19 protein-coding genes are annotated in these 20,150 nt (G+C 62.9%); 8 read left to right on the forward strand and 11 right to left on the reverse strand.

Translation table 11 applies throughout. The features are described 5' to 3' along the window. Window positions 1–298 precede the first annotated feature (298 nt). Window positions 299–3,388, forward strand: coding sequence for a discoidin domain-containing protein (locus CCR95_RS07345; RefSeq protein ID WP_201093160.1), 3,090 nt, complete (start codon window positions 299–301; stop codon window positions 3,386–3,388). A 30-nt stretch (window positions 3,389–3,418) separates the two neighbouring features. Here the strand turns inward: CCR95_RS07345 and CCR95_RS07350 are convergent, their stop codons facing one another. The 5 genes from CCR95_RS07350 to CCR95_RS07370 form a co-directional block, all read right to left on the reverse strand. Next, window positions 3,419–3,904, reverse strand: a complete 486-nt coding sequence (locus tag CCR95_RS07350) for a SprT-like domain-containing protein (protein ID WP_201093161.1) — start codon at window positions 3,902–3,904, stop codon at window positions 3,419–3,421. Continuing rightward, window positions 3,901–6,897: a sensor domain-containing protein gene (locus tag CCR95_RS07355; protein WP_201093162.1), complete on the reverse strand. Its 2,997-nt coding sequence runs from the start codon at window positions 6,895–6,897 to the stop codon at window positions 3,901–3,903. The genes CCR95_RS07350 and CCR95_RS07355 overlap by 4 nt, the downstream gene beginning before the upstream one ends. A 387-nt stretch (window positions 6,898–7,284) precedes the next feature. Further along, on the reverse strand, window positions 7,285–8,346 hold the full coding sequence (locus CCR95_RS07360; RefSeq protein WP_201093163.1) for a ligand-binding sensor domain-containing protein: 1,062 nt from the start codon (window positions 8,344–8,346) through the stop codon (window positions 7,285–7,287). Window positions 8,347–8,457: 111 nt separating this feature from the next. Beyond that, entirely contained in the window at window positions 8,458–8,895 is a 438-nt protein-coding gene (locus CCR95_RS07365; protein ID WP_201093164.1) for a CoA-binding protein, read from the reverse strand. A gap of 185 nt (window positions 8,896–9,080) precedes the next feature. After that, complete coding sequence (locus CCR95_RS07370) at window positions 9,081–9,434, reverse strand: DUF134 domain-containing protein (RefSeq protein WP_201093166.1); 354 nt, start codon at window positions 9,432–9,434, stop codon at window positions 9,081–9,083. Window positions 9,435–9,647: 213 nt separating this feature from the next. Between CCR95_RS07370 and petA the strand changes: the two genes are divergently transcribed. From petA to CCR95_RS07400, 6 genes are all read left to right on the forward strand, one after another. After that, a complete protein-coding gene (gene petA, locus CCR95_RS07375) occupies window positions 9,648–10,241 on the forward strand; it encodes a ubiquinol-cytochrome c reductase iron-sulfur subunit (RefSeq protein WP_201093168.1) in 594 nt (197 codons plus the stop codon). Between the two features lie 421 nt (window positions 10,242–10,662). Beyond that, window positions 10,663–11,034, forward strand: coding sequence for a NifB/NifX family molybdenum-iron cluster-binding protein (locus tag CCR95_RS07380; protein WP_201093169.1), 372 nt, complete (start codon window positions 10,663–10,665; stop codon window positions 11,032–11,034). Between the two features lie 3 nt (window positions 11,035–11,037). Next, entirely contained in the window at window positions 11,038–11,928 is an 891-nt protein-coding gene (locus CCR95_RS07385) for an ATP-binding protein (RefSeq protein ID WP_242523108.1), read from the forward strand. Then, window positions 11,925–12,851, forward strand: coding sequence for an ATP-binding protein (locus CCR95_RS07390; RefSeq protein ID WP_201093170.1), 927 nt, complete (start codon window positions 11,925–11,927; stop codon window positions 12,849–12,851). Before CCR95_RS07385 ends, CCR95_RS07390 begins: the two co-directional genes overlap by 4 nt. Before the next feature lie 182 nt (window positions 12,852–13,033). Further along, a complete protein-coding gene (locus CCR95_RS07395; RefSeq protein WP_201093171.1) occupies window positions 13,034–13,405 on the forward strand; it encodes a NifB/NifX family molybdenum-iron cluster-binding protein in 372 nt (123 codons plus the stop codon). A 32-nt stretch (window positions 13,406–13,437) separates the two neighbouring features. Next, window positions 13,438–14,373, forward strand: coding sequence for an alpha/beta hydrolase (locus CCR95_RS07400; protein WP_201093172.1), 936 nt, complete (start codon window positions 13,438–13,440; stop codon window positions 14,371–14,373). Between the two features lie 22 nt (window positions 14,374–14,395). On the opposite strand, the gene hsdR is transcribed toward CCR95_RS07400, so the two are convergent. From hsdR to CCR95_RS07430, 6 genes are read right to left on the reverse strand one after another with little or no spacing between them, the layout of a single operon-like run. Then, entirely contained in the window at window positions 14,396–16,822 is a 2,427-nt protein-coding gene (gene hsdR / locus CCR95_RS07405; protein ID WP_201093173.1) for an EcoAI/FtnUII family type I restriction enzme subunit R, read from the reverse strand. Between the two features lie 7 nt (window positions 16,823–16,829). Next, a complete protein-coding gene (locus CCR95_RS07410; RefSeq protein ID WP_201093175.1) occupies window positions 16,830–17,216 on the reverse strand; it encodes a type II toxin-antitoxin system VapC family toxin in 387 nt (128 codons plus the stop codon). Beyond that, the gene (locus CCR95_RS07415) at window positions 17,213–17,485 is read right to left on the reverse strand and encodes a type II toxin-antitoxin system Phd/YefM family antitoxin (protein WP_201093177.1); all 273 of its coding nucleotides are present in this window, start codon (window positions 17,483–17,485) and stop codon (window positions 17,213–17,215) included. The genes CCR95_RS07410 and CCR95_RS07415 overlap by 4 nt, the downstream gene beginning before the upstream one ends. 59 nt (window positions 17,486–17,544) lie before the next feature. After that, entirely contained in the window at window positions 17,545–18,021 is a 477-nt protein-coding gene (locus CCR95_RS07420; RefSeq protein ID WP_201093180.1) for a DUF4411 family protein, read from the reverse strand. Beyond that, window positions 18,008–19,159: an XRE family transcriptional regulator gene (locus CCR95_RS07425; RefSeq protein ID WP_207188544.1), complete on the reverse strand. Its 1,152-nt coding sequence runs from the start codon at window positions 19,157–19,159 to the stop codon at window positions 18,008–18,010. Before CCR95_RS07425 ends, CCR95_RS07420 begins: the two co-directional genes overlap by 14 nt. A gap of 42 nt (window positions 19,160–19,201) precedes the next feature. Next, entirely contained in the window at window positions 19,202–19,771 is a 570-nt protein-coding gene (locus CCR95_RS07430; RefSeq protein ID WP_201093185.1) for a restriction endonuclease subunit S, read from the reverse strand. 228 nt (window positions 19,772–19,999) lie between these two features. Here CCR95_RS07430 and CCR95_RS07435 point away from each other — a divergent pair. Further along, window positions 20,000–20,150: IS4/Tn5 family transposase DNA-binding protein (locus CCR95_RS07435; RefSeq protein ID WP_201093187.1), on the forward strand; the 151-nt coding region annotated here is incomplete at its 3' end.

Genomic DNA, 20,150 nt, shown 5'->3' on the forward strand with positions numbered 1-20,150 from the left:
CCGTCTCAAGTCGTTGTCGTTGTCGTTGTCGTTGTCGTTGTCGTTGTCGTTGTCGATTATTCGCCATGTCGAGACCACGATTACGATCACGACAACGACAACGACGACGAGGAGGCCCCGGTCTCGGAACTTGAGCAGCGAAGCACTAGAAAGGACAGTCAGCCGCCAGCCTCCATTAGCCTTTGTAAAGCTGGCTGCTGACGGCTGGAGGCTGACCGCTCAATGTAGGTTAATGGTTGCGTCCGCCGCCAATCTCGGGCGACGATCATCGCGATGACCTGATTTCAGGAACCGACTCATGAATGACAATCTCTTGGACGACTTCGAGGATCTCTCTGGCTGGAGCGCGATCGCCTCGGGACAGGCGCGGCTGCGCATCGCGCCGGAGCGGGGACGGCGGACGGGGGCGATGCGCCTGGATTTCGACTTCCAGGGCGGCGGCGGCTTCGTGGTCGCGCGCAAGCTGTTCGATCTGAGCCTGCCGGAGAGCTATGCCTTCGGCTTCGGCATCCGTGGGTATGGCCCCGGCAACATCTTCGAATTCAAGCTGGTGGACGCCTCCAATCAGAATGTCTGGCGCTTTCGCGAAGAGGTCTTCACGCCGCCCGAGGACTGGCTCGATCTGCGCATCAAGAGCAACCGGATCGCCTTCGCGTGGGGTCCGCTGGGTGGCGGGCCGGCGCGGTCGATCGCGGCGATCGAGTTCGTGATTGCCGCCGGACCCGGCGGACAAGGAACGCTCTGGATCGAGGATCTGCGCTTCGAGGACACCAGCTATTCCCTGACCCCGTGGGTCAAGGCGAGCAGCACCCGGCCGGGCTACGAACCACGGCATGTCTGCGACCCTTCCCCGGAAACCGGCTGGTGGACCGACGGCACGGACGCGCCCCAACGCCTGCTGATCGATTTCCAGTGCGAACGCGAGTATGGCGGCTTGATCATCCGCTGGGATCCCGAGCGCCGGCCACAGGGTCTGACCATCCGGCTTTCATCCGACGGGACCGACTGGCGAACCTGTTTCGAAACCCATCAAGGGGTCGGCGAGGAGACCTGCGTGTATCTGCCAGAGACCGCTTCGCGCTATGTGGCGCTCGACCTTCAGCCAAGTCCTGGACGCGACGGTCTCGGCATCCAGTGCGTCGAGGTCCAGCCTCACGACTTCTCGCGCTCGCTCAACGATTTTTTCAGCGCCATCGCCCAGCGGGCGCGCACCGGGCTCTACCCCAAATATCTGCTGGGACGCCAGACTTACTGGACGCCGATCGGAACGGGCGAGGACGTAACGCAGGCACTCTTCAACGAAGAAGGCATGGTCGAGGTCGACAAGGGCAGCTTCTCGATCGAGCCCTTTCTCTTCGTCGAGGGCCGGCTCATTGCCTGGGCCGACGCGGACCTGAGCCAAAGCCTGGAGCGGGGCGATCTTCCGATCCCCCATTCCGACTGGCGGAGCGGCGATCTGAGTCTGCGGGTCACCGCCTTCGCGACCGGCGAAGGTGGCGACTCCTGTCTCTTCATCCGTTACCGCGTGGCCAACGCATCGGGGCGGTTGCGGTCCGTGGCGCTCTTCGCCGCCATCCGGCCCTTCCAGGTCACGCCGACCTGGCAGCACTGGCAGCGGTTCGGCGGGGTGAGCCAGATCGACGAACTGGCCTGCGCGGACGGCAAGGTCCGCGTCAACCAGGGCAAATGGATCATCCCGCTCGACGCGCCCGCTCGCTTCGGCGCCGCCACCTTCGCCCAAGGCGCAATCAGCGAATATCTGAAAATCGGCGACCTGCCGAACCGCGATCAGGTGAGCGACCCCTTCGGTTATGCCTCCGGGGCGTTGCGCTTCGATCTGGAGTTGCCGGCCGGCGCGACGCGTGAGGTCTATCTCGCCATCCCCTTCGGTGAGCTGACGCCAGCGCAGGCGGCGACCTGGTCCAGCGACCTGACCGGCGCCGAGCAATTCGCGCGCGCCCGCGCCGAGTGGGCGACGCGACTGGACACGCTCGACATCCAGCTCCCGCTCCAGGCGACCGGGGTCGTCGAAACCCTGAAGACCGCCGCCGCCCATATCCTGATCAGCCGCGACGGTCCCGCCCTGCAACCGGGGCCGCGCCGTTATTCACGCGCCTGGATCCGCGACGGCGCACTCATCGGCGCGGCACTGGCGCGGGTCGGGCATGCTCAGGCGGGGCGCGACTTCATCCGCTGGTACGCGGGCTTCCAGACGGCCGACGGCAATCTGCCCGATTGCGCCGACCGCGACGGCTGCGAGTGGCTGCCCGAATTCGATAGCTGGGGCGAATTCATCTTCGCCGTCATGGATCACCACCGCTTTAATGCCGACCGCGCCTTTCTGTCCGAGCTGTGGCCGGCGGTCCTGAAGTGCGTCGATTTTCTGGAGTCGCTGCGCAACCAGCGTCTGACGCCCGAGTATCGGGCCGGAGAGAAACAGTCCTGTTACGGGCTGTTGCCCGAGTCCATGAGTCACGAGGGCTACATGGCCCATCCGGTCCATGCCTACTGGGACGATTTCTGGGCCGTGCGCGGACTCAAGGACGCCGCCGAAATGGCCGACCTGCTCGGCGAGCGGGATCAAGCCCAACGCATCGCCGTTTTGCGCGACGCCTTCCAGGACACCCTCTATGCCTCGCTCCACCGCGTCATCGCGGAGCGTGGGCTGGACTTCGTCCCCGGCTCGGTCGAATTCGCCGACTTCGACCCCTCGGCCACGGCCATCGCCATCACGGTCGCCGACGAGTTGCACCGTCTGCCAAGACCGGCGATCGACCAGACCTTCGACAAATACATGACTGGATTTCGCGCGCGGGCGCGCGGCGAAATTCCCTGGGCCAATTACACCGCCTACGAGATCCGCATCATCGGCGCGCTGGTGCGGCTCGGTCGGCGGGGCGAGGCGCACGAACTGCTGGATTTCTTCCTGGCCGACCGCCGCATCCGGCCCTGGAACCAATGGCCCGAAATTTCCTGGCGCGACCCGCTCGGACCCAGCTTCATCGGGGACATGCCGCATAGCTGGATCGGCGCCGAATATATCCTCGCGGTGCGCAGCTTCTTCGCCTATGAGCGTGAGTCGGACCAGACCCTGGTGATCGCGGCCGGCGTCGCCGAAGACTGGCTGGCCGGAGGTGGCGAGGTGCGGGTGCGCGATCTGCCGACCCAGCATGGCCGGATCAGCTACCGTCTGTGGCGGGAATCAGAGGGGCTCTGCCGCCTCTCGCTCGCCGGGGATCTGGTCGTTCCGCCCGGCGGCATTCTCGTCATGCCGCCGCTCTGCCGCGCGCTTGTTCAAGTCGAGATCGACGGGCAGGACAGCGCGGAATTTGGCGAGGATTGGGCAGTCTGTCGGATCTGCCCGGCGGAACTTCGATTGCGGTCCTGACCGGTTGCGATCCGGCGCGAATTGGGCAGTTCATGCCAGCCGCTCCAGGCGCAGCGTCCCCAGCGTCTCCGGTCGCCCCCGCAGATGCCGGTGTGGCAATGAAGCGATAAAGCCCCTCGAAGGACGGCGATGGTAGGTCTTCACCACCTGTTTCCGACCGTCGACGAGCGCGACCAGCAGATACCGGGGCGGAATCGGTGTCGCACCCTCCGAACTGGAACGTGTGCTGGCAATGCGGGTGCAGCCCACCTGATCGGCCCAGTGTCGCCAGACCGGACCGTGACCGGTCTTCGGACCGGCCAAGGCATGAGCGATCTCGTGGCGGATCGTGTTCAGGATCAGGGAGACCTCGGGTTCGCGCTCTGTCAACGGGGCCGACAATTCGATCCGCCGCCGGTCATAGCGGCACAAACCATGCGCGCGCTTGCGGACATTCCAGCCGAAGGTCCAGGCGTGCAGTGCCGGAAAACGCGCCAGTTCCTGAAGCGCCAGGGCGTGTGCGTGTGTCAGGTTCATGCCTGCTCCTCTTTTGGATGCAACATCTCGCGACTCGCGACGGGCGGATCGGTCCAGCGAGGATCGGGGCACCAGGCGGCCGACCAGCCGGGGATCTCGTCGGCTGGCATGGGGCGGGCGATGCCATATCCCTGGGCCAGTTCGCAGCCAAGTTGCAGCAGCCTCTCGCCATGCTCCAGGGTTTCCACGCCTTCGGCGATGGCTTCGCGGCGAAAGGCCGCGGCCAGGCCCAGGACGCTCTGGACGATGGCCAGATCCTCCGGATCGTCGAGCATGTCGCGCACAAAACTCTGGTCGATCTTGAGCAGGTTGACCGGCAGGCGTTTCAGGTAGGTCAGCGAGGAATAGCCGGTGCCGAAGTCGTCCAGCGCGCACATCACCCCAAGCTCGCGGCAGGCCGCGATGATCTCGGAGACGCGGGCCAGGTCTTCCAGCGCGCTGGTTTCCAGCAGTTCCAGGCCGAGACAGGACGGCTTGACCCCAGGGTGCGCGGCCAGCAAGGCGCGCAAGCGTTCCACGAAATCGATCTGCTGCAACTGCCGGGCGCCGATATTGACGCTGACCGGCAGATCCAGTCCGAGCGTGTGCCATTCCTCCATCTGGGTCAGCGCCGTCTCGATCACCCACTCGCCGAGTTCGACCGCCAGCGGATGATCCTCGATCACCGGCAGGAACACCGCCGGCGGCAGCAGACCGCGCTCGGGATGCCGCCAGCGGATCAGCGCCTCCGCGCCGACGACCGTCCCCGCGCGCATGTTCACCTTGGGTTGATAATAGAGCACGAATTGGCGTGCGAGCAGGGCGTGACGGATGTGCTCCAGGCTTTCATGATGACCGCGGGCGTTGCGGTCGTATTCGGCGTCAAAGAGATGATACCGGTTCTTGCCGGCCAGCTTGGCCTGATACATGGCCTGGTCGGCCTGACGCAGGAGTTGGTCCGCGTCCACCTCGTCCACCTGCGGGTAGAAGGTGACGCCGAGGCTGACCGTAATCCGATGGGTGAGATCACCGACCTGGACCGGCTCGGCCACGGCGGCGAGCAGACGGTACAGCAGCGACTCGGTGGACAGGCTATCGGCGAGATCGACCAGCACGGCGACAAACTCATCGCCACCCAGTCGGGCCAGGGTATCGCCTTGGCGAAGCGTCTCCTTCATCCGGACCGCCACGGCGATCAACAATTGGTCGCCGGCTTCATGCCCGTGACGATCGTTGATCGCCTTGAAGCCATCGAGATCGAGATACACGACCGCCACTTGCTGTCCGCGCCGCGGGGTCTGCACCATGGCCTGGTGCAGGCGGTCGGCCAGCAGGACGCGGTTCGGCAGAGTGGTCAGGGCGTCGTAATGCGCGATGTGTTCGAGTTGCCGCTGGTGCTCCTTGAGCGCGGTGATGTCCGAGAACAAGGCGACGTAGTGCTGGGTGTCGCCGCGCGCGCCGTGCACCGCGCTGATGGTTTGCATCTCGGCGAAAACCTCGCCATTTTTGCGCCGGTTCCAGAGTTCGCCGGACCAGTGGCCTTTTTCGATCAGCGAGCGCCACAGGGCGCCGTAGAATTCCTGGGGATGACGATCGGATTTGAGCAGGCGCGGGTTGCGGCCAAGCACCTCCTCCCGGCCATAGCCGGTGATGTGGGTGAAGGCCTCGTTGACTTCGATGATCGAACCGTCGGCAGTGGTGATCACAATGCCTTCGCGGGCATGGGTGAAGACGCTGGCGGCCAGGTGGAGTTTTGCTTCGGCTTCTTTGTGCTCGGCGATATCGATCCCGATCCCCAACAGGAAGTGGCGGCCATCGATCGTCATCCGCCGCCCCGTCATGACCAGCCAGCGGAAGGCCGGTCCGCCATGCAGCAGAACCCGGCCTTCCACGGTCTCCACGACGCCGTGGTTCAGAACATTGGCGATTTTTTCCTGAATGAGTTCGCGGTCGTCCGGATGGATGCTGTCGAGCGCCTGCATGCCGCCGATGGCATGATCCGGCTTGCCGATGATTTCGTCGCGCTGATAGGCATTCCAACGCACATAGCGGCCCTGGTCGTCGAGCATGTAAAAGGTGCCGGGAATGCTGTCGATGATGGCGTTGTTGAGTGCATGCCCCTGTTGCGCGGCCAGCTCCGCGCGCCGGCGTTCGGTGATGTCCTCGCCGGAGCAGACGATATATTCCACCGTGCCTTCGGCGCGCCGCTTGGGCGATTTCAGGATGGAGATCAGTCGCGGTTCGCCCAACGCATGGGGCAACCATTCCTCGGTCCGGACCGTCTGGCCCGTGGCGAAGACCTCGCGATTCACCACGCGGCAGGCATCGACGATCGCCTTCGGAAAGATGTCGTACTGGCTCTTGAAGGCCATGTCCTCGACCCGCCGGCCGCTGAATTCGGCGTGGGCGCGATTGACCGCGCCATAGGTGTGATCGTCGGTCAGGTACCAGATCTGGGTCTGGATGTTGTCGAGCAGGATGCGCCGCTCCTCGGCCAATTGCGCCAGCGCCTCCTCCGCCCGTTTCTGCGCCGTGATGTCGCGCACGATCGCCTGGACAAAGGTCTGGCCCGCCATCGTCATGCGGGTCAGCAGGACGGTGGTCGGGAAATCCCGGCCGTCCAGCGTGCGATGGGTCCACTCGAAGAAATGGGAACCCTCACGCAGCGCCGTCTCGATCGACGCCCTCGCTTTCTCGGCCGACAGGCCGCCATCGGGCTGGCGTTCGGGAGAGACATCCCACGGCCCCAGGGCGGTGAATGCCGCTTCGTCGCGCACGCCGTACATCGCGCAGGCGGCCGGATTGCCGGTGGTGAATTGCCAGGAGGGCGGGGTCAGGGTCATCATGGCATCGCGGGACTGCTCGAAGAACAGCCGATGCCGTTCCTCGCTTTCCATCAGCCGCTGCTCCGCTCGTCTGGACGCGGATGGATTGCTTTCTCTTAAGGCTGACCACTGGGCGCGGCTGTCGGTCTCCATAAGGTCCATCGGCTCCACCTGGCAATTTGATTGCATCGGCTTATCCTCCCCTTCAAACCGCGTCAGGCGGACGAACGCCTTGGGTCAGTGACGGTGCCTCGCCCTCAACCACGCGTATGAGAGCTGGCGTGGCTTAAGAATCTGACTTTTTTATTATGATGAAACCGCGCCTCGGCGTTCGCCGTGGGCGGCCGCAAAGCTGATCGTACTGGAAAAAAGGTTCCTCGGTGATGGGTATCCACAAAGAGCGACCGGCGGCTGCGATTGACGCATTCTTCGCAGGCCGTGGCATGGTCGCGGCGAACCGCGCTCCGCGCCTGAAACGTCAGGCGGAATGATAGCCCGGCAAGAACGTCATCGGGCCATCCCATCAACACACATCATGCGGATTCGGTCGACAGAAACAAGAGTCCTGGCGAATCCTCAGACGCTCGCCGAATCCGCCGTCGCGGCTTCCGGGCGTGGCATGATCCAACCGGCGAGCAGGATCAGCACCACACCGGCCAGCGAGATCCAGTACCAGCCGGCCAGAGGAGTTGGACCGTAGGTATAGACCGCTCCTGCACTGACCAGCAGCCGATCCCCACTCGTCACAATTGCGCCGATCCCAAACGGTGGTTGCCACTCCGCACTGTCGGTCAGCAGCGGATTGCCCTCGGCGACGAGCGTCTCGCCCTGCTCGGCGAGCGCCAGCGAGGACAATCCGTCGTCGCCGCCGATCCACAAGCGCTCGCGGCCTTGCCGCTCGCCGTCCGCGGCGATGTGCAGCGACATCGCCCGTCTGCCGTCGAGCGCGGAATGCAGCGACCGCCAGGGCTGGCCAGGCCGCGACTGCCAGAACACGCCCTGATCGGTTCCCGCCAGCAGCAGGCCGCCTTGAGTGGTGGCGAAGCTGAAGACCTTCACCGCTTCCGGCAGTCCCTGGCTGTTCGGCTGCCAGATGGTGCCCACCTCGGCTGCTGACGTGGACAGTACGCCCGCGCCGATGGTCCCGGCATGCAGCCAGCGCCCGTCATCGCTTCGTTGACCGATCAGACTGTAGATGTTCGCCACCGGCCCCGGCGCGGACCAACCGCCATTGGCAAACAGACGCACGCCGCTCGCGGTTCCCGCCAGCAGCCCCATCTCGGTCTGCAACAGACTACCGACCCGGCCCTCCAGCGGCGACTCGCCGGCCGCCGGGAACACACCCGCGGCGGTTCCCACCGGCATCCGGTTCGGATCGCCGAGCAGGGCCAGCACCGGCTGACCGCCCAGCGCCAGGTTTTCCCGCGTCCAGGCGCCATCACGCAGGCGCCAGACCTCGCCCGACTGGGTGCCCGCCAGGATGTCGCCCTGGTCCGTGGCGATGAGACTCGTGACATGCCCGGCCCCAGGCGGGCCAATGGGCGTCAGATGAATGCCGCCGGGCAGAAAAGGCCCGGCCACCGCGAGCAGCAGACCCAGGACGGTCAAGACGAGTGCGAGCGTTTTGCGTTGATTCATCGGTTCCTCCGCGAGAAACCCCGTCCATTCATGACGGGGAGGTAAAGCGGCTGCGACCATGCAGCCACTGGACATGGGGACGGGCTTTCCGCCTACCGGGTCGCGCGACTCTCAATACTTGCCGAGCATCTTCATGATGAGCTTGTGAATGCTGTGGTACGACAAACCGGGATTGAGATACATCACGGCGCAGGTTCCCGTGCGCAGATTGATGCCTTTCTCTGCGGCGAGCGCGATGGCCTCCGGGGTATCGTGGGCCATGTGGACCCAGACATCGCGGATGCCCGCCGCAGCAGCGGCGGCGATCCAGTCGCGGGTCTCCGCTTTCGGTACCTCGACGATCAAGCCCTCGACGGGGCCGGGCAACTGCGCCAGCCCAGGGTAGGCGACGTCGCCATCGATGAAGTTGGCGCCAGGATCGATCGCATAGACCGTTTTGCCCATCGCCTTCAGTCCGCGATAGCTGAGGAGCGGGAAGGGTTTGGCCTGGGAGCGGCCAACGACGGCGTAGCTGGAGAGGGTGAAGAAGGTTTCGTAATTCGAGGCCATGAGGTTGCTTTCCAGTTGAGTGATTAAATTTGGCACTTGGAACCGCAAAGACGCAAAGGACGCGAAAAACAGATGCCTGTCTCATCCGCGCCCTACACCCTGCGGGGGAAGGCTTCGATCAGCGAAAACCTTTGCAAAACAACGGTTGGAGGCTGGTCGCTGACGGCTGACTGCTCTTTTTAGGTTCAACGGCTCTTGTCAGAATAAAGCGAAACGGGGTCCGCGTCCTGCTCGACAACCGGCGCCTCCGCAATCTCCTGGGCGGGCGTGACCACCAGCCGTTTGCCGTTGATCAGTGCATCCGTCACTTTGCGGCGCGCCTGCGTCAGGGTCCGTGACAGGGTTGTGCGCGAGATGCCCATCCGCAGCGCGCAGTCTTCCTGATACAAGCCTTCGAGGTCCGCCAGCCGCAAGGCTTCCAGTTCGTCGACGCGCAGCACTACGCTGTCCATGCCGCGTCCCGAGCGGCCGCAGGGTTTAAAACAGAGAAAGCCCGGATCGAATCCGATCCAGCGGGCACGTCGTCGTCGACCTAACACGGTGCCTCCCAAGGGTGGTTCGTTCTGAATTTGAGAGGCTCAGTTAAACGCACATATGTTCTTTTTGCATTGACAAATATCAGGGTAATTCGCTCGGAAAAACGGCGATGATGTCGATCAGAAGAGTCGGGAATCGAATTTCATCCAAGTGGCGCGGGACGCCTGCCTGTCATGGGGTCGCCGCCGCTCGCATCAGCCAGGAGACAAATGTCCATGAGCGAACAAGCTGTGAACAAGACGAGACGGCGCGTACTCGTTGCCGCGACCAGTCTGGTCGGCGCCGTGGGCGTTGGCTACGCGCTGGTTCCGTTCGTCGCGTCCATGAATCCGAGTGCCCGCGCGCGGGCTGCCGGGGCTCCGGTCGAGGCGGATATCGGCAAACTGGAGCCGGGCGGACTGTTGCGGGTCAAATGGCGAGGGCAACCGGTGTGGATCGTGCACCGGACACCCGAGATGCTCGCCTCCCTGGCCAGCAACGAGCCCAAGCTGGTCGACCCGGCGTCGAAGGTACCCCAGCAGCCGGCCTATTGTCAGAACGCCACCCGCTCCATCAAGCCGGCGTATCTGGTCGCGATCGGTATCTGCACCCATCTGGGCTGCTCGCCGATCTACCGGCCGGAAGTCGCCCCCGACGACATGGGCGCCGATTGGAAGGGCGGTTTCTTCTGCCCCTGCCACGGTTCGCGCTTCGATCTCGCGGCACGGGTGTTCAAGAATGTTCCGGCGCCCACCAACCTGGTGATCCCGAAGCACGCCTATCTCAACGAGACGACCCTCCTGATTGGGGAGGATGGCGGCGCGGCCTGATGCCGGCCCCAGAACCTTTGCGAACCGAAATTCGATGAAGCAAGCACAATGACGCTCAAATAGCACACGGAGAACAACATGCCATTCAAAGACGGAACCGGTCCGAGTCAACCAGGTCAGGGTCAAGGCCGAGGTCAAGGTCAAGGGCAGGGTCGAGGGCAAGGTCAGGGGCAAGGTCGGGGCCAGGGCCGAGGGCAAGGCGGTTGTCGCGGACGTCAAGCGGCAAACCGCGCGGGACTGAGTCACGCTGGAGGCCAAGGCGGACGCGGTCAAGGCGCGGGCACCAAGGGCAGCGTCAATCCGGTGATGTCCTGGATGCAGCAGCAGCTCACCGAGCTACGGTCCATGGTCCAGCAACTGACGGAACGACTGGATACGACCCGTCCGGATTCACATTCATAGGACACGCGGAGACGATCTGATGAAACTTGCCATCTCAATCGCTGGCCAAACGCTTGATTCACCCTTCGACGCGCGCTTCGGACGCGCCGAATCCTTCTGTCTGGTCGACTCGGATACCGGCGCCTGGACGGTCCATGCCAATCCGGCGCTCTCGGCATCGGGCGGGGCGGGCGTGCAGGCGGCGCAGTTCGTCGCCAGCCTCGGCGCGCAGGCAGTCGTCAGCGGGGCCTATGGTCCCAAAGCCTACGACACACTCTCCGCCGCGAACATCCAGCGTTTTCTCGCGCCGGGGAACGCAGCCCGCAGCGCCGCCGACATCCTGGCTGCGTTCCGGGCGGGGCAGTTGGCCCAAGCCGACGGCGCCACCCATGGCGGCCATCACGGAGGCTAGGGAATGATGCGGATCGTCATTGCCAGCGGCAAGGGTGGCACGGGCAAAACCACCGTCGCCACCAGCCTGGCGCAAGTGGCCGCGGAACGGGGCGCGGTGCGTTTCCTCGATTGTGACGTGGAAGCGCCCAACGCCGCGCTTTTCCTCCATCCCGACCTGGAAACCCATCGGGAGGTGGGCATCCGCGTGCCGCGCGTGGACGCGCAAGCCTGTACCTTTTGCGGAAGGTGCGCCGAAATCTGTCAGTTCAACGCGATCGCCGTGGTCGGCAAAAAGGTGCTGGTGTTCGACGATCTGTGCCACGGCTGCGGCAGCTGCAACTGGAACTGTCCGGAACAGGCGATCAGCGAGCACTTGGTCGTGACCGGCGTGATCGACAGCGGCACGACGCCGGAGGGCATCGCCTTCGCCCAGGGCGTGATGAACGTCGGCCAGACCATGGGCGTGCCGATCCTGCGCGAACTGAAGAAATGGACCCCGGCAACCGGTGACGCGCCCCCTTCGACTTCACTCAGGGCGAGCGGCGCGCTCGAAATCCGCGACGCCCCGCCCGGCGCCTCCTGTCCGGTGGTGGAAACGATGCGCGGGGCGGATTTCGCGCTGCTCGTCACCGAGCCGACGCCCTTCGGTCTGCACGATCTGAAACAGGTCGCCGCCATCGCCCACGACTTGGGCATCCCCGCCGGCGTGGTGATCAACCGCGACGGTATTGGCGACGACGCCGTGGGCACTTGGTGCGCCGACAGCGGACTGCCGATTCTGCTGCGCATCCCGATGGAGCGGCGCATCGCCGAGGCCATCGCCAGCGGTCGGACCCTGGTCGACACCGTGCCCGACCAACGGCCCGGATTCCACGACCTTCTGGAGCGCATCGTCGCCGGGGTGAACCCATGAAACAGCTCGTCATTCTCAGCGGCAAGGGCGGCACCGGCAAGACCAGCGTCACGGCGGCCTTCGCCCATCTGGCGTCCCAGGGGCCGCTCGCCGACCGGATTCTGTTGGCCGACGCCGATGTGGACGCCGCCAATCTGGAACTCGTCCTTCAGCCGCGCCGGCTCGACACCCAGCCGTTTCGCGGCGGTCAGGTGGCCGTGATCAACGAAGACACCTGCGTGCACTGCGGCGACTGCGAGTCGGTCTGCCGCTTCGACGCGATCATCGAGACCGACGGGCGCTGGACGATCGATCCCATCGCCTGCGATGGCTGTGCCGCCTGCGTCTATCAATGTCCGACCGAAAGTATCGCCATGCAGGAACAGACGGTCGGCGAATGCGCGCGCTCCGACAGCCGTTATGGACCGCTCCACCACGCCCATCTGTATCCAGGGCAGGAAAATTCCGGCAAGCTGGTGACCCAGGTCCGGCAGCGCGCCCGCCAGCATGCACTGGACGAACAGCGCGAGTTAGTGATCGTAGACGGCCCGCCCGGCATCGGCTGTCCGGTCATTGCCGCCGTGTCGGGCGCGGATCTGGCATTATTAGTGACCGAACCGACGGTCTCCGGCATCCATGATCTGCGCCGCGCGCTGCAAACCGTCCAGCACTTTGGCGTGCCGGCGCTGGTCTGCATCAACAAGGCCGATGTCTATCCGGACGGCGCGCGGGAGATCGAAGCCGGTTGCGCCGCCCAAGGGATCGCCACGGTCGGCCGGATTCCGTTCGATTTGACCGTCGCCAGCGCCATGGTCGCGGGCGAGGCGGTGACCCTCTATCGCCCCGACGCCCCCGCTAGCATTGCCCTGTCCGAGCTGTGGGAGCGCGTCCTGCCTTTCCTGCTGGAAGCGCCAGCGAGACCGCACGATCAAATGCGCGATTGAACCGCAAAGAACACGAAGAACGCAAAGGATTTCAATGTCTTGCTTCGATGACGGCAGTCGCTCAAGGGGTGTCTGTCGTGCGCATTGCAAGCCTTTGTTTTTTTTCGCGTCCTTTGCGCCTTTGCGGTTCAACATATTCAAAGTAGAAATTGAACAACCCATCAACAACCAGGAGCTTCAAGATGAAAATTGCCATTACCGCCGAAACCAGCCAGGGTCTCGACAGCCAGGTCGCCCAGCATTTTGGCCATGCCCCCTATTTCATTCTGGTGGACATTGAGGACGGCGCCGTGACAGCGACACAGGACATCGCCAATCCCTTTGCCGAAGCCCATCAGCCGGGCGAAATCCCCACCTTCATCAAGCAACAGAACGCCGAGGTCATGCTGAGCGGCGGCATGGGTGGGCGGGCCATCGAGTTCTTTACGCAGGCCGGCATCAAGACCGCCACCGGCGCGACGGGCACAGTGCGCGAATCGCTGGAGAAGTATCTCGGCGGCACCCTCGTCGCCGCCGCGCCCTGCGCCGAGAGCGTGGCGCACGGACACGGCTGAACCGAAGACTTGCGGTTGCGACGGAGCCTCCATTGACGACCTTCATCCTGACCGCCGCTCTCCTCGCGGCTGGTGTCGCCCTGACGCCGGCCCTGTTGCATCGTGTCTACCGGGCGCCGCGCATCCGCGAACAAGGCACGCCAGCCGCGCTCGCCCTGCCCTATCGCAGTCTGCGCATTCCGACCGTCAACGGTAAAACCCTGTTTGCCTGGCTGGTCTCGCCCGCCGATCCCGCCGAGCCGCTGCCCGCAGTGATCGTGCTACATGGCTGGGGCGGCAACGCGGAACAGATGCTGCCCTTCGCCGCCCCGCTGCATCGCGAGGGCTATGCGGTGCTGCTGCTCGACGCCCGCAATCATGGACTCAGCGACACCGATGGATTCTCATCCCTGCCGCGCTTCTCCGAGGATCTGGAACACGGACTCGACTGGCTCGCGCGCCAACCGGGCATCGACCCCAGGCGCCTGTCGCTGCTCGGACACTCGGTGGGCGCTGGCGCGGTACTACTCTTGGCGTCGCGCCGCCGCGATCTAGCCGCCGTCATCAGCGTCGCCGCCTTCGCCCATCCGGAGCAACTCATGCGCCGGCAGTTTCGCGGCAACCGAATCCCCTGGACGCTCGGCTGGTTGGTCATGCGCTGGGTCGAGCGGACCATCCAGGCGCGTTTCGACGACATCGCCCCCTGCCGGACCATCCGCCACGTCTCCTGCCCCGTGCTCCTAGTGCATGGCGAAAACGACTCGCGGGTTCCGCCTGCGGACGCGGAGCGCATTTACGCCAACCGGCGGGATACCTCGACCGAATTGCTGCTGCTGCCCGACACGGATCATGACTCCCTCGACGCCATCGAAACGCATGCCGCCGCGCTGCTCGCGTTCCTTGGGAAAGCCTGTCGCGGAGCGCTCCCAGCCTCGCACCAGGGCAAAAACACGGCGCGATCATTGGACACCCCGCTACCGCAGGTCTGACCGTGATGTCGACTGGCGGGTCTCAAGCGCCGACTGAGTGAGTCTTTGTCTCTGTATACAAATACCGCTGAAACCCGCGAAACACTTTTCCGATCTCGTCCGGCCTACCCAGATCAGCCACGGCATCCGCCATCGAGTCGCGATACTTCAGTTTCAAGAGTGGCGTCAGCTTCGCCTGATCCAACTCATCGACGCCAACCGCCACATAGTGCGACAGCACGAAATCCAGAAACACCTTCTGCTTGGCATTGAAGATCTCGCTGATGACCGCCATCGCCCGCTCCGCTCGCTCTTCGCGGGTGAGCGGTTCCAGTGCATAGGCCACATGCGCCAGCACGTCGAACAGGTCGCTCTTTTCCGCATCGATGATCCGCTGCATGGCGGCCAATTGAACCTGACCGAAACCTTTGTCGGCCAGCCCATCCAACAATTTCCGGCGCGTCCCCGGCATGCTCCATAAGGCACGCAACTCGTCTTCATCCTTGAAAAATTCAGGGAGCTTGCCGAACAGCGCCTCCAGAAACTGGTGCGCCGACATCGGCGTTCCATCCGGGTGCCAAAAGCTGGTTGCCACCAGATGCCGGATAGTCCGCGCCTTGCCGTCAGCCAACGTGACCTTGACCTTCTTCCGGCAGACGCAGGGACGCTGACCGCATCGCTCACACGGCGGTTTTTCACAGACGCAAGGCCGTTGGCCGCAGATATAGCAGGGTGGGGGCGCTTCTTTCACGCAGACACAGGGAGAACGCTGACAGATTCGGCAGGCCTCCGGCTCGATCGACTCGCCGTCCCACTCCGGGTCGCTGAAATGATGGTGCGCTTTCACGAAATCGTAAATCGTGAAATAGTCCTTGCCGTCGTAGAGGCGTGTCCCCCGGCCGATGATCTGCTTGAATTCGATCATCGAATTGACCGGTCGCAACAGCACGATGTTGCGGATGTTGCGGGCATCCACGCCCGTCGAGAGTTTCTGCGAGGTCGTCAGGATGGTCGGAATGGTCTTCTCGTTGTCCTGAAAATCGCGCAAATATTGCTCGCCCAGCGCCCCGTCATCGGCCGTCACCCGCTGGCAGTAGTTCGGATCGGCACTGATCTTCATCTGGTTGATCAGGTCGCGGACCGCCAGCGCATGGTTCTGGTTGGCGCAGAAGACCAGCGTCTTTTCCCGCTGATCGATCGCCGACAGGAGGATCTCGACCCGCTTCTTCTCCCGTTCCCGGATCTCAATGATCCGGTTGAAGTCGGCCTCCTCGTAGCGTTTACCGGCCTCGATCTCGCCCTCGACCACCCTGTCGTCCGAGGTATAGACGTAGTCGTCGAGCGTCGTGGTGATCTGCTTGACGCGAAAGGGAGTCAGGAAACCGTCGTTGATTCCGTCCTTCAGCGAGTAGATAAAGACCGGCTCACCAAAGTAGGCATAGGTGTCCACGTTGTCCCGGCGCTTGGGCGTGGCGGTCAGGCCGAGTTGGACCGCCGGGGCGAAGTAATCGAGGATGCCGCGCCAGTTACTTTCGTCGTTGGCGCCGCCCCGGTGGCATTCGTCGATGACGATAAAGTCGAAGAAATCCGGAGGGTATTCGCCGAAATAGGGTGAGGGCTGACCATCCTTGGGCGGTCCGCTCATGAAGGTCTGGAAGATGGTGAAAAAAAGGTTGCCGTTCTTCGGCACCTTACCTTTCTTGCGAATATCCGCCGGATCGATGCGGATCAGCGCATCCTCGGGAAAGGCGGAAAAGGCGTTGTAGGCTTGATCGGCTAGGTTATTGCGGTCGGCCAGGAAGAGAATGCGCGGGCGGCGGGATGGTTCACCGATCGTCCTGAGCCGGTCGAAGGGCCAATCGCGCAGATTCCAGCGACTCTGGAACAATTTCCAGCCGATCTGAAAACTGATGAAGGTCTTGCCGGCCCCGGTCGCCAGGGTCAGAAGAATACGTGTACGACCATCGGCAATCGCCGCCAGCACCCGCTCGATGGCGATGTCCTGATAGTAGCGCGGCTGAAAATAGCCCCCTCGGTCCTCGAAGGGGATGGCGGCGAAGCGATCGCGCCAGGCGTTCGCCTCGCCGAACGTCCTGTCCCAAAGCTCGTCCGGCGTCGGAAATCGCGAGATTTCGCCCTCGCGGCCGGTGTGCATGTCGATCTCGTAGAACCCCTGACCGTTGCTGGCATAGGTGAAACGCAGGGCCAGCTTGCCGGCGTAGTCCTTCGCCTGCGGCACCCCTTCGGTCAGTGCCAGACCCCACGCCTTGGCCTCCAGGGTCGCCAGCTTGAGATTGCGGTATTCCAGCACATAATCGGCAATCAGCGGCTTGGCCCGTTTCCCCGCGCCCTGCAACCGACCAAGCGTGATCGGATACTCGCGCCGGATGCGACTCCCCTCGACCACGCCCCAACCGGCTGCCGCCAGGGCTGGATCGATGTGCTCGGCGCGGGTTTCGGCCTCGTTCATCGCGAGGCTACACCAGGCGCACGGTCGTGCCGTAGCGGGCGAGCTTGGCATCCTTCGTCAGCAGAATCAGCGGCTCGCTCAGGGACTGCGCCACCAGCAGCCGGTCGAAGGGATCTTTATGATCGGTGAATATCGGCAAGGCGCTGAGTTGCAGGATGTGCGCGTTCTCGATGGACAGCCAGGCAAAGCCCATCGCCTCGACTTGCCCGGCAAAGGTCGGCAGATCGATGCGCAGTTTTCCGATGCCTGCCTTGATCGCCAGTTCCCAGAACGAAACACGGCTGACCAGGATCTGTTCAACGGCCGACTCGATCAACCGTCTGGCCTCGTCGCCGAGACGGTCATCACCCGTCTGCCACCAGAATGCAAGGTGCGTGTCGAGCAGGAGTCTCATGGGTTCGGTTCCTGGAAATCCTCAGACTCCGCGTCGTCCTTGAGGCAGTCGAACAGATCGTCGATGGGTGCGTCGAAATCGTCAGCCATCCACCAGTCCTGGCCTTCCATGCTCCCAGGCGGCGCGATCTTACGACGCGGCGGACGATAAGCAGACAGCATGGCCACCGGCTGACCGGCACGGGCGATGACGATCTCCTCGCCCCGCTCGACCGCTTCCAGCAGGCGGGAAAGATGGGTCTTGGCCTCGTGGATGTTGACGGTTTGCATGGCGTACCTCCGGTTGACTAAGGCTTAGTCTAACCGCGCTGGACGGGGACCGGCAACGATCAAAAAATCGTGCCCGATCGCTTGATGAACTCAATGAACTTGACGCAGGAGACCGCAACTTCGGGCATGGCACAGACAGTCGGAATCTTTCGCTTGGCTGGGATCACGGTGGAGTGCTGCATTCCCTCATCGGAGACCAGTTTGGCCTGATAAACGAGCGCGGTTGCGATGATGAGAATGTCGTTTTCGCCAACGCCTTTGACGTGGTACTGATCGCCGACAATGCCAAGCAGTCCTTTGAGACGCATCGCCTCCTGAAGGACAGCATTGTTGATGTCGAGTCGCTCCAGATGGTTGTCCTTGAGCCATTGGCCGCAGTCCGGCGTTTTACCCATCACCTCCTCGAATGCCACGTCCGGCATCACCAGATGCTTTTTCGCAATCTGATCCGCCATCCACTCCCACAAGCCCGGAAACTGTCGCAGAGGGTAATTGTCCCAGGCGTGGATCATGGATGACGCATCAAAGACCTGCATAGTGACGTTCCAACTGATGCAGATCCTTGATCTTCAGGTTATCGAGATAGCTACTCGCCTTGGCGAGTGTGATGTGCCGGGCATTCAGTGCATCAAGGACCGTCCGCACATAGGTGTCGCCGAAAACATGCTTAGGCTCCCGGTGGCGATACTGTCGGTTCCCACCATCCTTAGAGACCAGGGGCGCCCGCCATTCACGGTAGGCGGTATATTGGCTTTGTGTCAGGCGACCCGCATCCAGGAGCCGGCGCAGGATGACCTCGCCACTCACACCCCATGCCTTGCGGGGCCGTTCCAGCCAGTCGTCATATCGCGCGACATCCTCGGGCCGCTCCGTGTCGGCGATGCTGGCCAGGAAGGCATCCGGCACCAGGAGATGACCCGCGAACGCATTGGCGTCGCGTTCCGCACCCTCGTGGGACTGCATGTCCTGTTCATCATCGATCGAGCTGGCCCTATTCAACAGCAAATGACCCAGTTCATGCATGAGCGTGAAGGTCTGTCGGGTCTCCCAATCCTGCTTCTTGATGACGATCACCGGGCAGGTCGAATCGTAGAGGGCAAAACCGAGGATCGGGTTCTGCTTGGCGATCTGCCATTTCCCGTTGTAACCATTGCTGCGAAAGACCAGCACACCCCGTGCTTCCACAGCCGCGCGGTAGGTGCCGAAACTGTTTTCAGCGGGCAAATCCAGCCATTGGCGCGCAAGACGGGCGGCCTCGCGTGGATCTGGTCGGGGGAGATCCGGCGGGTTGAACCGGGGCCGGTCCGCCTCGTCCAGATCCTCGCGCAGACTGAGATACACCGCCCGCTGTCTTTCCACCCGCTCGATCAATGCCTTGAATTTGGGCGACAAATCCGGCTTCTGGTTGGCCAGGGTACGGAACTGCGGCGTATGCACCTGGGCCTCATCGACCGGACCGGATTCAAGAAAGAAGAGCACCCCTCGGCCAAAATAGTCGGCAACCTTGCGGAGTTGGTTGAACGTCAGGCCATCTTCGCCCGCGATCACCCGCGCCATGCGCGTCGCGGAGAGATCGACCTCGGACGCAAGCTCGCCCGGCGTGATGCCGTGATCGGCACAGCACCAGGCAATGCGTTCGGGGTTGATCGACTGGATGCGTTCCATGGCAGGCATTCTAACGGGTCATGGCCGCAACGTCCCTTTGCGGGTGATCGGCTACAAAGCACCTGAAAAGGCTTGGTGCAGCAGGGTTTTTTTCAGGTCGTCGAGTGCGGCGAGTTTGCGGTGGTAGATGGATTCGAGGTGTTTGGTTTGCTTACACAGAACGCCTACTTGTTCGTTGATATATTGCTGCTGCTCCAAAGATGGAAGATGGACAGGAAGCTCTGAGATGATGCCCATGTTCAACCCTGCCATGATTGATCCCTTAGCTTTAGCTGCAAGAAATTGTTGTGCTACAGGATGGTAGAGAAAGTAGTCATGCAGGAATTCAGGCAAGCACTTATTCGTGTCCAAGGTAATGCAGCAAAGGTGCTTGGTATTGATGGCCGTGGGTATGTCCTTAGGAACGACCGCGCAGCGCCCGCATGTCCCCATGATTGTGATCAGTACATCGCCTGGTTTTACGCGATAACGAGAAAAATCCTTGTATTTTTCCTCGGTGATATAGCGTCTTTTGTCCCAGCGGAATTCGTTGTTTACGGCGTTGTCGATACCCAATACCGCAATGCCCTCGTCAACGAACTCGCTATGCAGCAATTGGCTGCCAAACGGGCCAGTTCTCATGGAACCCTTTGACGGATGAACAACATCTGTAACTGTTACCTGATGATGACCATGAGCCGCCTTATCAAAAATGGCAACGTATCCCGACTGAAATAGGGTGCGGGCGTTCTGGAGGTTCTGTTCGTCGTTGGCCTTGGCGCTGGCGATGCCGTCAAAGGCATCCCATTACACACAACTCCCCGTGTGCGGGTAAAATAGGTTTGAGCATTCACGTTCATTGGGGATCGCATGGGCTGGGCAGAAGACGAATTTCGCGGGATCGCTCTGGGCGACGCGCGCCGCGATCGGCGGGTGGTTCAATTGGTGGAGCGTCTGGCCGAGCGACCCACGGCGAGCATTCCGGGCGCGTGTCATGGTTGGGCGGAGACCCAGGCGGCGT

The organism is Thiocystis minor, assembly GCF_016653465.1.
GTDB classification, from domain to species: Bacteria; Pseudomonadota; Gammaproteobacteria; order Chromatiales; family Chromatiaceae; genus Chromatium; species Chromatium minus.